This window comes from Roseospira marina (genome assembly GCF_014197855.1).
Taxonomy (GTDB): Bacteria; Pseudomonadota; Alphaproteobacteria; order Rhodospirillales; family Rhodospirillaceae; genus Rhodospira; species Rhodospira marina.
Map to the genome: position 1 here is coordinate 81,772 of NZ_JACIGJ010000015.1, position 14,641 is coordinate 96,412.

Sequence of the window (14,641 nt, forward strand, 5' to 3'; positions counted from 1 at the left end):
GCGATCTATGAAGAGGCGCGGTGGCCTTACCGATCCCACCGCAGTATTCACAGGTCGCGAAGCCGAGTACCCCGTCGCGACCGGCTCCGCCACAACTGGGGCATGTGCGCCAGCCCATCAGCGGGCGCGTCGGCATGGAGTGAGATGCTTGCGTCATGACAGGTTCCGCGCGGCCGCCGATCGACTGCGACGAGCATATTCGGCTCGTCGCAGTCGGCTCTCGATCGGCCCCAGATCCAGCATTACGCCGCCTCCTTCCATAGATCGTCCTTGTCGTCGCGGAAGTCGACGAACCGGGGGTGCCGCAGAGAGCCGTCCGGCGTCTTCTCGTGATACTCGACCTCGATCAGATGGCCAAGGGCCGTGCAACCCTTCGCGAACGCCTCCGTCGCGAACGCCTCAGTCAGCGGATCCGCCGTCAGACCGCGCTCATCGTCCGCCTGGAACCGTTCCCACAGACGCACGCGCTCCTCATCCGAGAACCCACCGCCGACGCGCACCGCCACGCCGCTGTGATCGACGATCAAACCGCCGAGCTGGCCCTCGTACTTGCCCGTTCCCTCGAACGCACCGATGACGCGCAGATCGAGAGTTTCCTGCGCCTTGATCTTCATCCAGCCGTAGTGGCGCTTCTTGTGATAGTGTTCGCTCATCGGCTTGACGATGGCGCCCTCAAGGCCCCGATCGCGGAAGCTCTGATAGAAGGATTGGATCTCGGCCGGCGAGTTGGCCAGGTAGCGCGACACCAGGCGCAGCGGCCCATTCTCCGGCGCGTGCATCAGAACCCATTCAGCGAAGGCGCGCCGCAGCGTGTAGGGAAGCGGCACGACGTCGTTCGCCATGAACGTGCGCCGCGGCAGCACCTCGAACAGGTTCAGCACGGTGTCGCTCGCGGCCTCGCTCTTTCGCCGCAGCGCGCCCGTCGTCTCGTTGAACGTGCCGGCGACACCCTCACCGTCCAGCACGACCGAGAGACCATGCTTGCCCAACATGCGCGAGAACGCCTCGCGCCGCTTCTCATCGAGCGGACAGTCCGGCGCGTCCAGGACCGCACGCGCCTTGTTCAGCGTCGCCAGGATCACCGGCGCCAGGTGATCGAGAGCGGCGAACGGCTTGCCGGTGCGCGAGAAGAACTGAACATCGGCGTCGTTCACCACAATGACCGTTCGCAGGCCATCGAGCTTGGGCTCGACAGCGACCGGCCACGTCTTGATGCGCTTATCCTCGAACTTGTGCGCCAGCATGACGGTGAACTCCGGGATCATGCCCGGCGCCACTTTGTTGATGGACTTGGCCGTGATGCCGCACCGCAGATCCTTGTTCAAGATCATGGTCGCGACCTTGCTGCTCGGCTCGTCGAGAACATCGAGCAGCCATTCCTGCACCAGGTCGCGCGCCGCGTTCCCGGTGATCGTCCGGCTCGCCAACTGCTCCAGCACGGTCCAAAACTTCGAATCCATCGTGAGAGACTGCGGGCCGGCGCCGACGCACTTCGGCGGGGTGAGGCCATAGGTCACGAAGGGATCGTACGCCGCCACGAGAACCCGCTTGAACACGGGATCGCTCATGTGCCGGCCAAGAATGGCGATCTTCTCAGTGCGCGAGGACGTCTTGGCGATGTCCTCAAGAATGCCGTGAACCATGTAACCATCCATCAAGATGCTTCCTTCATGTGTACGGCGGCCGCCGTCACCGCGGCGGCCATGTCGCCGGTTTCGGCGGCCGCCGGGGCGTCGTCATGCGCGGGGCGCGGCGTGAGAGTGGATTTCGGGGCTTGGACCGCACCGCGACGGCGCTTCGTCTTAGCCACCTCGTGCCGCGGCGTTGTCGCGGCTTCGATGAATGCGACCTCCTTCGAGGTACATCCAAATTGATTTATCATTTTGGACGAAACAACGATGCAGCCGACATCTTCGAGAATGTCGTCGGACAACGTGACCATCGCCGGCGTCTCGGAGAAGTAGACGGGCCGTGGCGCCCGAATGCTCTCTTGCACCATCAGACGCGCCGGACATTTGCCGGCGGCCATACAGGCGTTGCAGCCGGCCCGCTTCGGGTGCGGCTTGCCCTTCATGAACAGATCATGGACCCGGAAGCAGGTTCGAACCTCAACATCCAGTGGAAAGACAGGGCATGTCATGCGCGCCATGTTCTGCGGCGCCAACATGCCGCGCTTGTAGACGAACGTGTCCATCAAAACATTCCCCAATTGGCGTTTTCCTCGATCAGCTCCGCCGGCGTCCGCTCAAGCTCGGCTTCGACCTGGGCGTGCCGCGGCACCCTCTCCGCCGGCCCGAGCGACGTTCCATCCTCGTCCCAGCGAGCCGAGCTTCCGGTGCCGGCGCCGGCGCCGCGCAGCTCCGCGGCGTGTTCGGGCAAAATCGTCAGGAGCGGATCCAACATGTCCCGCCACATACGCACGCCGATGGCGTTGCGCAGCTCGGCGATCGACGTGCAGGTCTGCTCCCTGTTGCTCTTGACGACGTAGCCGCGCCCTTCTTTCTGACACTGCAAGGTTTGCCGCTTATGTGGCAAGACCCGAGACTTGTGAATCTCGAATTGGGTCTGACCGGCCGCGCCTTTCTTGCCCCATTGCTTGCCGAATACGATGTCGCGTCCTGGACTATTTCGATCCTCGACAACCAAAATCTGATAGCTTTTGGTGCCGCTAGCGTGCTCCATCTTTGTTTTTGTAACGGTAATTTCCATTACGTCCTCCGACGTGATCATGCGTGCAGACTTTATATAGCAAGAATCACGCGGAGATGAATCATTTATGATTTATCTCCTGTAGGGATTTCGCAAACGCCAACGCACGATCTGCGCCGCGGTCGCGCGCTTGGCTTGAATGAGCGCCTGACGCAGCACATCCGACGGCACCTCGTTCGGATCGCACCCCTTCGGCAACAGAGCGATCTTAACGGCCAGGCCGATGCCGCTCAGCAGCGTGGCGGCCTGACAGGCGGCCTCCAGGGCCGCCTGCTCTCCATCCCAGCAGATCGTCACCTCGCGCACCCCACCTCGCCGCAGCGCCAGGAACGCACCCACCTGGTCGCGACCGTTGTCGTTGACCGACAGGTGCTTGCCGAAGGTGCCGACCGGCACCATGTCGCGCAGCGCCGACCCACCGTCGATGGCCTTCTTGAGCGCCATGACGTCGAACGCACCTTCACCAACCACCACGCGGCGCGTGTGCAGGACGTTGTGGCCGTTGTAGAGGAAGCGGCCCGTCGCCGGCAGCGTCGCGGGGAACAGGTACTTGCGGTCGCTCGTGCCGGTCACGTCGCGCCCCTGGAACGTCACCAACTCTCCGTCCAGGTCGTAGACCGGGATGATGACCCGACCGCCGAAATTCTGTCCGCCGCGGCTGCCATCCTCCTTGGTGTAGTTCCACCACGCATCCTGGCAGTAACTCAGTCCGAAGGCGCGCACGAGGTCGATATCGAACCCGCGTTGCTCCAGATAGATCAGGTTCTGTCCTTCATGAGGCAGCGGAATTGAGGTCGGGATTTTGATCTCGGCCGTGTTCTCCGTTGCCACGACGAGCGTCCGGCGCGGCCGCCATCCCTGATCGCGCGTCGCATCGCGAATGTGCCGGAAAATCTCGCCGTTGCTGCATCCGCCAAGATGCTCGCGCACGAAATTCCACTTGGTGAACGTGGCGTCACAGACGAAACAATTCCCTAGGCCCGTCTCAGCGTTCAGGTAGGCGCGCCAGCGCGTGTCACCACAGACCGGGCACTCCTTCAGGTTTAACTGCTGCCCGCTCTGCCCGGAGCTGATCTTGTAGGTCAGGCCCTCGGCGTCCAGGTACGCCTCGATGTCGAAGGCGTCCAACAGCTCCTCAAGGTCCCCCATCAGAACGCGCCCCAGGCTGGATTAGCCGCGATCTCCGCCGCCACGTCGATCCGGGTCGGCTCGGCCGTCTTGTACTCGCCCTCATCATCGAACGCCTTGATGCCAAGGGTTAGACCGACCGTCGTGTCCTTCATGAATTTTTCGTTGATGTCCGCTATAAGAATGCCGGTCTGATCCGTCATCTTGCGTCCATCGTCATCGACCCGTGCGAACACGTACAGGTCCGCCAAGTCCCTACCCTTGGCGCCTTTGCGCTTCGTTTCAATGTCGATTAGTACGAACGGCGTGAGCGCCGGGAATGACTTATTGGTCCAAGCTCGCATTCCTGAACTGTCATCGAATGTAGGCAGCAGCCATTTTTTTATTTTCGCACCGCGGCTGCGCAAAAACGGCGTAGCGAACGCATACTCGTCACCACGGTATCGGAATCCGTCGCCGATCTTCATGGCTCACTCCCGACCCAAGACCTTCTTGATAAACTTCATCCGGCTCCGATCCTGCTGGATCCGGATCGTGAAGCCATCTTCTGTGTTGCGCGACGCCGCGAAGTACAGACGCGCCTCGCCGGTGTCCTTCTCCTCCTGCGTGGCGTTGATGGAGATCACGATGTCGGCTGTACGGATCTTGTTGAAATCCTCGGCCACGTCCGTCATCGACGATGTGACCTTTTTGGCGCCTTCGCGGTTCGTCTGCGTCGCGGTCAGCATGGCCAGGTTGCCCTCGGACGCGATGCCGCGCAGGTCGATGTAGATTGAGCGAAAGTTGGAGATGTCGTTGTCCGAGCGGTACTCCGGCGCCATGATGTCGGCGTAATCAACCACCACCAGATCGAAGATGATGCCCTGCGCCCGGTAGTTTTCGAGCAGCCGCCGCAACTGCGACGGTTTTAGCGTGCCGGTCGGGTACTCATGGATCTTCAACAAGCCGGCGTTGGCACGGGCCTTCTCGATCGCGGAACGAACGGAGTGCGGGTTGTCCTTGAGAGCCTTCATGGCCACGTCGGACAGCGCCGAGTCCAGACGATCCGCGTAGATCGGCGCCGACACCTCCAGCGTGACCAGCAGCACGTTGTACTTTTTGGGGCTCAGCGCGGCCGCCTGGGCGAACTGGCCCAGGGCGAGCGATTTGCCGCCTTTGGCTGGCCCCATGATCAGCGACAGCTCTTTGCGGCCCCATCCCCGGTGATAGAGGATGGCATCCAGCTCCGCGATGCCCGTGGTGATGCCGTTGTAGGCGTGTGTGCCGGCGGCCATGGCCAGGCGCGTCTCGGTGCGACCCTCGATCGTGGCGAAGTAGTCATAGGCTTGATCCGCCTCGTTCGCGCCGACCAGAAGGGCGTCGCGCATGAGGCGGTCGATCTTGCCGAAATCACGCCGCTCCAGCAGCTCCAGCGACTTGAGCATGGCACTTTCGACCGCACGCTCACGGGCAAACTCACTGACCTTCTCGACGACGAACGCGCCGCCGGACAGATCGGCTGTGAACGCGCCCCGCACCGCGTCCTTGACGTCATCCAGGATGTCCTTGCGGATCTTCTTGGTGGCGACGGCCTCCTTCAGCAGCACACCCAGCGTGGCGCGATCCGGCGGCCCCTTGAACTTGTCGAAGTGCGTGGCGGCCAAATCAAACAGGGTCGCATAACCCACGTTCGTCAGATACTCCGGCCGCACCAGGCCCGTCGTGCGCGCCAGAAACGAGGGATCGCGCATCGACAGCGCGACGATCTTGGCCTGGAACTCCTCGCCAAACTCATAGCGAACTGTCTCGGGCTCCGCCTCGGACGGTTCCGCCACGGCGGCCGCCTCAGTCATTCCACCACCCGATAGTCAAGAAGCGCCGACTTGAAGAACGTGCGCACCTCGCCCGTCCGATTTCCGGAAAGCCGCAGCTTGATCGTGTAGGGGTCCGCCGCGAGTAAGAAGCCGACGCGCTGACGCAGATCGCCACCGACCGCCAGCTCGATCTCGACCTTCTGGCCGATCAACTCCTTCAGCTCGCCCTGATGGGTCCAGGCTTTCGGGCGCGGCCGCGCCGGCTTCGGTACAACCGGCTTCTGTTCACTTCGGTCACGCATAGCGTCCTCCTGTGATGTGCGCGTGCATCTGAGTATATAATCATATTTGATTTATCTGTGCGTGGAAAATTGCTCAGCGCAATCCCAACGCCTCATTCACCAGGGCGCCGTCGAACCGAGCGCGCGCCGCCTCCTCGCGGATCAGCGGGTCGACCGTCAGATGTTGCTCCAGAAGATGTAGCTGGGTGCCGGGGCTGCGGCGGATGATCTGCGTGCAGACCCAGGATTCATGAGCGATCTGTGCGGGCGTGCCGGCCCAGGCATTGAGCCGGTAACGCGGATCCTGGGCGATGATGAAGCGGCCCCTGGTTCGCTCCTGCCAGCCGCCCTCGACCGCCTCGATGATCTGATCCGAGTAGAGCTGTTGCGGCCGCGGCATGTACTTGCGCTGCCAGCTCAGGGCTTTGGTCATGGCCAGCTCGATGAAGAGCGGATACGGAATACCCAGAGCGTCCGCGGTTTGCCGGCCGCGCCAGCAGGCCGAGATCGTGCCCGACTGCGACTTCAGCAGCTTCTCATCATCCGTTTTGGCGAAGATATCGCCCAACTTGATGCCGGCGACGTAACGCGAGACGTCTCGGTCGATGTGCCGCGCGAACAGCCGTCTGTAAACGTCCTTGTAGCACTGCGCATAGTACGATGTCGCCATCGTCGGGTGCATGAAGCGATAGTCGAACCACTTGTGCTGGAAAAGAACACGCTCGGGTTCAAGACGCTCGCGTGGAATACGGGAGATCATCACGTATTCGCACGCGGCTGCGGAACGTTGGGCGCCCGGAAAGGCACCCAGTGTTTCGGTTTCAGGAATCATTGCATCCGGCCATGTTAGCTGGCCCGGAGCATCCTCTCCAGACCAGCGCGTTCACTCTCGACTGTTTGCATATAGCGATTTTCGCACAGTGCTGATTCTGGCACGGGGCGCCGGTAGGCCAGAATGACCGTCTTACACATCCCCGAGCGCACGATGTCGTTGGGCTCGAAATGCACAGCGCCCACGCCCGTCTCGTCGCGCAGCCGGATCCAGGCATCGTGCAGGCCGGACATGCCGATGTTCGGCAGGTCGCACTGCTCGGGATCGCCGTTCAGGATCATCTTGCAATTTTGGCCGAACCGGCTCAGCAGCAGCTTGTGTTGGGTCCGCGTGGCGTTCTGCATCTCGTCGGCGATCACCCAGGTGTTGTTGAGCGTAACGCCCCGCAGGAACTCCAGGGGCGTCACCTGAATGCGACCGTGTTCGACCAGGTAGGTGTAGTGCCCCGAGCCGAGAAACTGCTCCAGGGCCTCGCGCACGGGCAGGAAGTAGGGCGCGAACTTCTCCTCCAGGGTGCCCGGCAGATATCCCAGGCTGCCGCCGGCCTCGATCGCCGGCCGGGTACAGACGATCGTGCTGATCTCGCCGCTCATGAGCGCCGCGCAGGCCCGCTTGACGCTCCACCAGGTCTTGCCCGTGCCCGCGACGCCGAGACCGAACACGATCTCCTTCGTGGTGATAAACTGGTCGTAGAGCGCCTGGTTCGGCGTGGCCGGCGCGTACTCCGTGGTATCGGCCCGGCTCGGCTTCACTCTCGTCATCTCGCGCGCCTCCTGCTCACGCACCAGACTCAACAGGGGTTCGGCGTTGCGCGCGTCACGGACTCTCATCTTTTTCTGCTCACGACTTTGCGCCCGAGTGGGCTGGGAAATCTTCCGGGCCATGGCGGTCCTGCACTATGTCGATTTGGTTCCGGTTCAATGAAAAGGCCGCCTCGTGGGCGGCCCGATCATCAGCGACGTCCTTTCCGCCAGTCATCAATCCGTGCGTAAAAGGCCACACCTGCGGCGACAAGAATGATGGTACCGAGAACGAGACCGACCCACGTCCCGGTGTTGATGTGCTGCTCGGCACTCTGTGCGGCCTGAATGATTTCCTGCGCGGAGTCTGCCACCAGACCCGCACCGCCGGCGCCGGCGGTAGCCGACCCGATGGCTGTGCGCGACTTGGCGAGCGACTTGATTTCGATCGCCTCGGGTGCTTGCGGCATGTCGCCGTCCTCGGCAACCGTGCCGTCCTTCGACATCCACAGATCAACCTCGGAGGCTCGACGCCGGACCAGACCCAAACTGACCTCCAACGCGCCGGTCTCTGGATCCCGCACCTTATTCCACCGCTGCATCTCATCCGGCACGGCGCCGTAGTTGCGGGCATTGAGCCTTCGACGCAGCGTGGAGGTGCGCAGATTTTCACGGCCGAGATTGAACGTCCAACTCACCAAAGCTGAGAACTGATTCTCGGTCAGCGCGACCTTGATCAGCTCGCGAACCGCCCGCTCGGCGGCGGTCAGATCCTCACTCAACAGGCGTTCAGCCTCTTCCATGGTGACCGTATCGCCGCGCTTAACGCCAGCCGTGTGACCAAAGCCGATCGTCCATTTACCAGCCGGACACAGGTACGCTCGTCGGCGAAACCCCTCCCAACGCTTGATGAGGCTCAATCCATTCTGATTGATCTTTTGAGTCATACGTCTACCATCCACGTTACTTGCCGCTAGATTCCGGCCCAGATGCGTACCGGCGTATCCGGATGACGCTGCTCGCCACCCCGGGCTAACAACGCTACGAGAAGCGCCTGAGCGCGAGCCTCGCCGGTCGCGCGATACATCAGATTGGTGTGAAAACCAGCGGCCCGAACTCCACTCGTCGTCTTCTGGCCATTCGAGTCATAAACTGGCTCGATCTCCCACGGCTGAATACCGATCACATCGAGCATCACCGCGCCGTCCGCTGTGCGTGGATATCCAACCTCTCTGTCTGGCCTGCGCACCACCCAGGTGTCGCCGTCCAGCAGCTCGGGCAGGGCCTCGACAGCGGCGGCGATCAACGCGGCCTCATCCGGCGCCCACAGATACAGGGTCTCCATCATGTCATTTCCGCCCAAATGTTCGACCATAGACCTGCCGGCGCGGTCCACTGCATCCCAGAGGTGAGAAGCTCAATCCGCGGCACAGCAGTCGAATAAACAGCTCCGTCGACATCGGTACCAACCAGACGCACCGTACCATCGGTTGCGGGCGTGTAGGTCAATTCGTCAACTGCGCGCGTCGCGGCGCCCTCGCCGGTCGCGATTAAAGATGTGGGATGTGAACCGCGCTCAAGCTGCCGGCCATATATATCAACAGAACTCCCCGCTTCTGCCACGAACCCAATCGTAAGGATATAAAACTTGGCGGTATCGGCCACAAAAGTAATAGAACAACGATAAATATCGTTCTTCATGTTTTTAATAACGCTCTTGTACTCTTTCTTTTCCTCAGCAACCATACCATTTGCTAGATCAAAAGTTGCTTTCGGATAACTAGTTTTTTGCCGGCCTTGTATAAATATGTCATCGTGTGTTTTTGCACGCGCATAGCAAGAAAACGTATAAATCTCGCCAACAATCATACCACTGGCTGCACCAAGAAGCTGAGCGTTCCTATCTTCGTTGGTGGTCAACGTTGCCCAGGCTCCGACCCCAAAATCATCACTTTTGGTAACGGTGCCGAAGCTGGACGACAGAATCCATGTATCCGCGGAATGATATGCCCCGTTCGTCGCCGCGCCCTCGATCAGCAGCGCGCCGGCCTCGATGCGGGGCACGTCGGGACCGACCGCCTGGAACGCAGCACCGTCCCAGAGGATCGCCGAGGAGGCCCGCGAGAACGTCGCGGCCGGTTGCACAACCCCCTCAACAACCAAGTCCACCCGAGCCGGCTCTACAGCGCCCCAACCTGCGGTAAGGCCCGACTTTGGACGGTAGACTTTCGGGTCGAGACCGCCGTTCGTGACCGGGATCGGACCCCGAAACACGCTCTGGTAAGCTGCGATATCGGCCACCGTCGGTTCGAAATCTCGATCCAGAGGCAGCGTGATGTTGTTCGACAAAATCGTGTCCGCTGGCGCGGAAATGCCGTTGGCGATATTGTCTATAACAACGTTGTTCGCCGAGATCTCCCCGCCGATCATGATTCGCGCGTCCGACACGCCATCACGCGGCAACGCACCAAGAGGATTGAGGACCGTATTGTGACGGATCGTAGAATCCTGCACGTCATCTACCGACAGACCGCAAATTCGCGCCACAACGATCAAGTTGTTCACGATCCGCCAGCGCTTTCTGAGTTGAATAGCCTTGTCAGTCAAGCCGCCGTAAATGCCCCGGCCTCCGCTAACATACTTCGGCCCCAGCCCCCGACCAAGAAAGCAGCCTTGTATCGTCACATCGTCCTGCTGCCCGACATCTCGCGACGCGAACTGAATACAATCGCCGTATTTGCCGGTATCGCCCTGAATGACACAGGTCGCGTTAAGCGGCAGATCCGAACTGTCGTAGGAGATAGTCAGTGTGTCGCCGTTCAGCGTGTAGTTGTCACCGACGAACCAACCTTCCAGTGCTCCGGCACCATCGCTGAGGCCATAAAGCGTCCAGCCTTTGGCCCGGCCCAAATCGGCCGCGCTCGTCAGAACAAGATCGGTCTTCGCGGGATTATTCGGATTCGGACGGATCGACGTAACGTCGATCGCCACGTAGCTCAAAGCCTTATCGACAATTGCGCAGTTCTCAATTGTCGTTCTGGAACAGATACCCGCGAAGATGCCGTCCATTAAAATTCGCCGCATCACAAGGTATGAAAAATATACGTCATAGCCCTCAAAGTTAATGCCTTGTAAGCACCCGTCGAACTCGCAATCAACAACCCGAAGGCGATCCGCACGAGACATCGTTCTAATCGCCACGCGCGCGTTTGGTGCCGTATTTTCCTGCCAATTCGAGATAAACAGACAGCTTTCGACACTGACGTCCCAGCCCTCGATCTCCAATAAGCTGGGGCGTCCGACGGCGTCACCCGTCAGGTCGTCGACAAAACTCAAACCACGGAACGTCGTGAAAAGCGACGTGTTTGGCCCAGCATCGCCCGGGTCGAGACGTACGCCTGTGAGTTGAACCTCTTGTTGCGGATGCGCACCAATGATGACCGGGTTTTCTCTACTCGCTTCGCTCGGCGCGCCAGACCGGCTTATACGTCCGCCGTCGGCCATCAAATACAGGCCGCCTGCGAACAAGACGGAATCTCCGCCACGAGCCGCGCCGTATGCGGCGCTGGCCGCATTTACCGAGGCGACCGAATAGGCGCGCGCCATGGCGCCCACGGCGATGATCGTGACCGTCGCCGAGTTGGAGCCGCCCGGCCCCGTGGCAGTGATGGTCAGCACATGTCCGTCCGCGACGCCGCCGGTGCTCGCCGGATACAAACGCTCGCCGTCGATCCGATAAGCGTCCGCATCTACGCCGCTCAGTGTCCAACCTTCTATCGGGCCGCCCTTGTTGACCAACGCGCTCGACAACCGCACTCCGCCGTCCGAGCGAGTTAGCGCCCCCATATTCACGTCCTGATCCACAAGCTGTGGCGGCGGCGGCGGCGGCGGCGGCATGACGACGCTGACCGTCGTGACCAAGGCCGAGGCGTTGTCCACGTCGTCGCGCGCCGCAAACGCCAGCACTACGCTGCGGCCGAACGGCAGCCCCGTTCCGAAGCCCGTGTTGGAACCGGTCGTCAAAACAGCCGAGCCTGAAGCAAGAGGAGCCAAGCCGCCGGCTGCCTGACCACTCAGCACCTCCTCAACGCTCGGCGTCATCGCGTCGTCCGGGATCGCCACCCACCTCAGCGTGCCCGTCTCGCTCGCGGACGCGGTCCACGAAAACGTCGTTGAATCTCGCGCTTCGGCCACAAGCGTCACAAGGCTTGGCCCGACTTTGTCCAGCATCGTCGTCGTGGTGACTGGCAGAGCTTCGTTGCCCGCGGCATCCTTCACGACTATCGAGAGCGTCAATAGTCCGCTCGACAAGCTCGAAACGTCGATGTCGAAGATTTCGTTCGCGGCTGCCGTCGTACCGGTCAGTACGATTGGATCGCCACCGCCGGCCGAGGACACATGCAGCCGCCAGGCTGCGCCGATCTCGACGTTTTCCAGCATCACCTCGACGGCCACGGCCGTCGAGGCACCATATCGGGGCGCACCGGTCCTCAACGTGTGGCCGCTCGGCGCCACAATGTCTATCGCCATGATGGCGTAGTTGAACATAATCTCGACACTGCCGGCGCGGTTCGTTGCTCGCACCGTCACGACACCGGTCGCGTCCCTATTGGGCGCAATCCCAGTAATACGACCGGTGTCTTCGTTGATCGTCATCCAGGCCGGCGCCAAGACGAGCGCATAGGTCAATAACAGACCTTTGAAGGCCGGCGTAGTCTCAACCATGAGGCTGCTCGTGCCGTCGATAGCCACGTCCGCAAGGGCCTCGCCCAGCGTCGGCGCGACGATCTCGATCGGCGCATGTGTTGCTAGAACGGCCGCTGCGCTCACGTTGAAACCGAAGCCGAGCATTACCACACCGCCACGATATGAGTGGCTGTGGTGCCAGAGGCCATCACGCGGGTCACGCGCAGCGGCGCCCAGCCCTGGATCGCCTTCAGGGTCATGGTCTCGCCACCCAGCATGGTGACGGTAACGTCGCCCTGACCGCCGATGTAAAGGGCGCGCGAGACGAACGCGAGATCCGCGACGTCATTGGGCGCGACCGTCACGCCGTGAGTAGCCGGGCTTTCTGGACGCAATTCAGACAGATCCCAAGTATCCTTCGCCATATCCCGCATCGCTCTTCTTCCTCATAAGTCATAATTGACTAAACTAGCGGAACATACCGCAGGACGTGCCCTCGCCGCTTCCCTATTAAGTAATATATTAGCTATATATCTTAATAAATTCACGACTCTTAAGCGGCGCCGTGCCGCACCTGCCCTATCTACATGCTTTGGTAATAATTCAAAATGTTCTGTGCTTCCTCGACCCAGCGAAGAAGTTCGGCTTTGTTCCTGAGCATGATCCGGACGCTTTCTGGCGTCATGCAATATCGCCCATTCTCGGACAACGAAAAGGTTTCATTCTCCAGCGCCACCGGACGGGGAGTCTCGGGGTGCGTAATGGGAACCAGCTCCGGCGCTGAGACGTGTTGCGTTGTGGAGCAACCGATTAAGATCGGCATTAGCAGCACCAAGACGATCGGCAACTTGGTCATCACGGGGCGCCTCCAGATCGAGCCGTGCAAGGGTTCCGGTCAGCGTCGCGATGCGTGCCTGACTGGCTCGGTCGGCGGCCACTAGCTCCTCAAGGCGCCGGGTCGCCTGGTCATGTTCTGCTCTCCAGAAGTCGCTTTGGGCGACAGCTTCGATGCGTGCGCGACGTTCGTCGCGGAATGCGCTCTGGGCGTCGTTGAGCGCGTCCCTGAGCGATGTCACGTACAGCACGAGCGCAACGACAGCGACGAGCGCAAAAAGCGCACCCACGAGCTTTATAGAGCGTCTTCCGAAAAGACCGAGAATCCAGGTGACGAACAGCGACATCAGCTCTTCCACAGATTGACAAAGTAGGTCACGACGCCGCCAAGTATTACGCCAATCACCGCCAAGGCGCCGCCCTTCACTACGTCCAGCTTGGCGATGCTGACCGCCTGACGCGTATTGTCCTTACGGATGTTAGCCAACACCTCGGCGATCTTCGTCATCTCCTGATGCAAAAGCTCGATCTCCCGGTCCTGCCGAGTTAGTTCAGCCTTCAGCTTCAGCTCCAGCACGACGATCCGCTCACGGTTCTCCGTCAGCTTCTCGACCGCGACAGTGACGCGCTCCAACCACTTTTCGATATTCTCGATGCGGGCATTGATCTCGGTGCGGAACACCGTCAGGCCCTGTTCGGGAGTCGTCATGTCACCGCCCATAAATCAAACCTGATGTATTGTACCAGCAACAACAGATTGAGGCCAGAGACTATTCGGGCCAACTCGTTTTGATTGGGACCCTCGCCAGGTCATTCAAGATTGCCCGCTTGGACCGCGGCCTCCATGACCCACACGTCCGACCAGCGGCCGGGCGGAGCGGTCCAGGGCACGCCGGGCGAGACGCCCACGATGTGAGGGGCGCCCGCCGGGTATGCGGTGCCGTCGGCGGCCGTGCCGATCAAGGACGCGGTGCCGGTGGTCGCGGGTGTGAACGTCAGGACGTCGGCGGCGCGCGTCGCGGCGCCATCGCCGGTCGCGATCAGGGACGTGGCCCGCGGCCCGCGCTCAACCTGCCGGCCGTAAAAATCGGCTGATTCCCCGGCCAGCGCCGCGAACCCGAGCGCGAGAATGTACGGCGTCGTGGCGTCCGCGACGAAGGTGATGGCGCACCGATAGGCGCCGCCGGTCAGCGGGGTGATGACACTGGTGTATTCGGACGCTTCGGAGATGATCGTCCCCGATGTCACGTCAAAGTTCGTTTTCGGATACCGATGTTCCCGGCCCTGCAAAAAGATCTGATCGCGTGTCCCCGCGCGGGCATAGCACGAGAACGTGTAGGTCGCCCCGACCGTCATGGCGTCGGCGCCGGCGATCAGTTGGGCTGTGCCGTCGGTGGCGGCGGTCAGCCGAGCCCAGGATCCGACTCCCGCGCTTTCGAGCCGAGTGAACAACCTGGAACTCGATGCGAAGACGGCCATGTCCGTGGACTGGTACGCGGTGTTGGTCGCCGCGCTCTCGATCAGCAGCGCGCCGGCCTCGATGCGGGGCACGTCGGGACCGACCGCCTGGAACGCAGCACCGTCCCAGAGGATCGCCGAGGAGGCCCGCGAGAACGTCGCGGCCGGTTGCACAACCCC

At 61.4% G+C, this 14,641-nt stretch carries 16 protein-coding genes; all 16 read right to left on the reverse strand.

Going from position 1 to position 14,641, the window contains the following annotated elements; all coding sequences use genetic code 11:
- Positions 1–242: 242 nt before the first annotated feature.
- A complete protein-coding gene (locus tag GGD82_RS16665) occupies positions 243–1,655 on the reverse strand; it encodes an ATP-dependent DNA ligase (RefSeq protein ID WP_150064159.1) in 1,413 nt (470 codons plus the stop codon).
- On the reverse strand, positions 1,655–2,194 hold the full coding sequence (locus GGD82_RS16670; RefSeq protein ID WP_150064158.1) for a hypothetical protein: 540 nt from the start codon (positions 2,192–2,194) through the stop codon (positions 1,655–1,657). Before GGD82_RS16670 ends, GGD82_RS16665 begins: the two co-directional genes overlap by 1 nt.
- Positions 2,194–2,709 carry a hypothetical protein gene (locus GGD82_RS16675; protein ID WP_184013306.1) on the reverse strand — a complete coding sequence of 172 codons (516 nt, stop codon included), beginning with the start codon at positions 2,707–2,709 and terminating at the stop codon, positions 2,194–2,196. Before GGD82_RS16675 ends, GGD82_RS16670 begins: the two co-directional genes overlap by 1 nt.
- Positions 2,710–2,781: 72 nt before the next feature.
- Positions 2,782–3,858 carry a toprim domain-containing protein gene (locus GGD82_RS16680; protein WP_150064156.1) on the reverse strand — a complete coding sequence of 359 codons (1,077 nt, stop codon included), beginning with the start codon at positions 3,856–3,858 and terminating at the stop codon, positions 2,782–2,784.
- On the reverse strand, positions 3,858–4,304 hold the full coding sequence (locus GGD82_RS16685) for a thioredoxin domain-containing protein (protein ID WP_150064155.1): 447 nt from the start codon (positions 4,302–4,304) through the stop codon (positions 3,858–3,860). The genes GGD82_RS16680 and GGD82_RS16685 overlap by 1 nt, the downstream gene beginning before the upstream one ends.
- Positions 4,305–4,307: 3 nt before the next feature.
- Entirely contained in the window at positions 4,308–5,669 is a 1,362-nt protein-coding gene (locus GGD82_RS16690) for a DnaB-like helicase C-terminal domain-containing protein (RefSeq protein WP_150064154.1), read from the reverse strand.
- Positions 5,666–5,932 carry a hypothetical protein gene (locus GGD82_RS16695; protein WP_150064153.1) on the reverse strand — a complete coding sequence of 89 codons (267 nt, stop codon included), beginning with the start codon at positions 5,930–5,932 and terminating at the stop codon, positions 5,666–5,668. Before GGD82_RS16695 ends, GGD82_RS16690 begins: the two co-directional genes overlap by 4 nt.
- Positions 5,933–6,005: 73 nt before the next feature.
- On the reverse strand, positions 6,006–6,743 hold the full coding sequence (locus GGD82_RS16700; RefSeq protein WP_150064152.1) for a hypothetical protein: 738 nt from the start codon (positions 6,741–6,743) through the stop codon (positions 6,006–6,008).
- 14 nt (positions 6,744–6,757) lie between these two features.
- Positions 6,758–7,573 carry a PhoH family protein gene (locus GGD82_RS16705; RefSeq protein ID WP_170284492.1) on the reverse strand — a complete coding sequence of 272 codons (816 nt, stop codon included), beginning with the start codon at positions 7,571–7,573 and terminating at the stop codon, positions 6,758–6,760.
- 122 nt (positions 7,574–7,695) lie between these two features.
- A complete protein-coding gene (locus GGD82_RS16710) occupies positions 7,696–8,430 on the reverse strand; it encodes a lysozyme (RefSeq protein ID WP_150064150.1) in 735 nt (244 codons plus the stop codon).
- 26 nt (positions 8,431–8,456) lie between these two features.
- On the reverse strand, positions 8,457–8,831 hold the full coding sequence (locus tag GGD82_RS16715) for a hypothetical protein (RefSeq protein WP_150064149.1): 375 nt from the start codon (positions 8,829–8,831) through the stop codon (positions 8,457–8,459).
- A complete protein-coding gene (locus tag GGD82_RS16720; protein ID WP_184013307.1) occupies positions 8,828–12,334 on the reverse strand; it encodes a phage head spike fiber domain-containing protein in 3,507 nt (1,168 codons plus the stop codon). Before GGD82_RS16720 ends, GGD82_RS16715 begins: the two co-directional genes overlap by 4 nt.
- Positions 12,334–12,594 carry a spike base protein, RCAP_Rcc01079 family gene (locus GGD82_RS16725; RefSeq protein WP_150063528.1) on the reverse strand — a complete coding sequence of 87 codons (261 nt, stop codon included), beginning with the start codon at positions 12,592–12,594 and terminating at the stop codon, positions 12,334–12,336. Before GGD82_RS16725 ends, GGD82_RS16720 begins: the two co-directional genes overlap by 1 nt.
- Before the next feature lie 294 nt (positions 12,595–12,888).
- On the reverse strand, positions 12,889–13,350 hold the full coding sequence (locus GGD82_RS16730) for a hypothetical protein (protein ID WP_150063527.1): 462 nt from the start codon (positions 13,348–13,350) through the stop codon (positions 12,889–12,891).
- Positions 13,350–13,712 carry a hypothetical protein gene (locus tag GGD82_RS16735; RefSeq protein ID WP_150063526.1) on the reverse strand — a complete coding sequence of 121 codons (363 nt, stop codon included), beginning with the start codon at positions 13,710–13,712 and terminating at the stop codon, positions 13,350–13,352. The genes GGD82_RS16730 and GGD82_RS16735 overlap by 1 nt, the downstream gene beginning before the upstream one ends.
- A gap of 101 nt (positions 13,713–13,813) precedes the next feature.
- Positions 13,814–14,641 (reverse strand): phage head spike fiber domain-containing protein (locus GGD82_RS16740; RefSeq protein WP_184013308.1); only part of this gene is annotated, 828 nt, incomplete at its 5' end.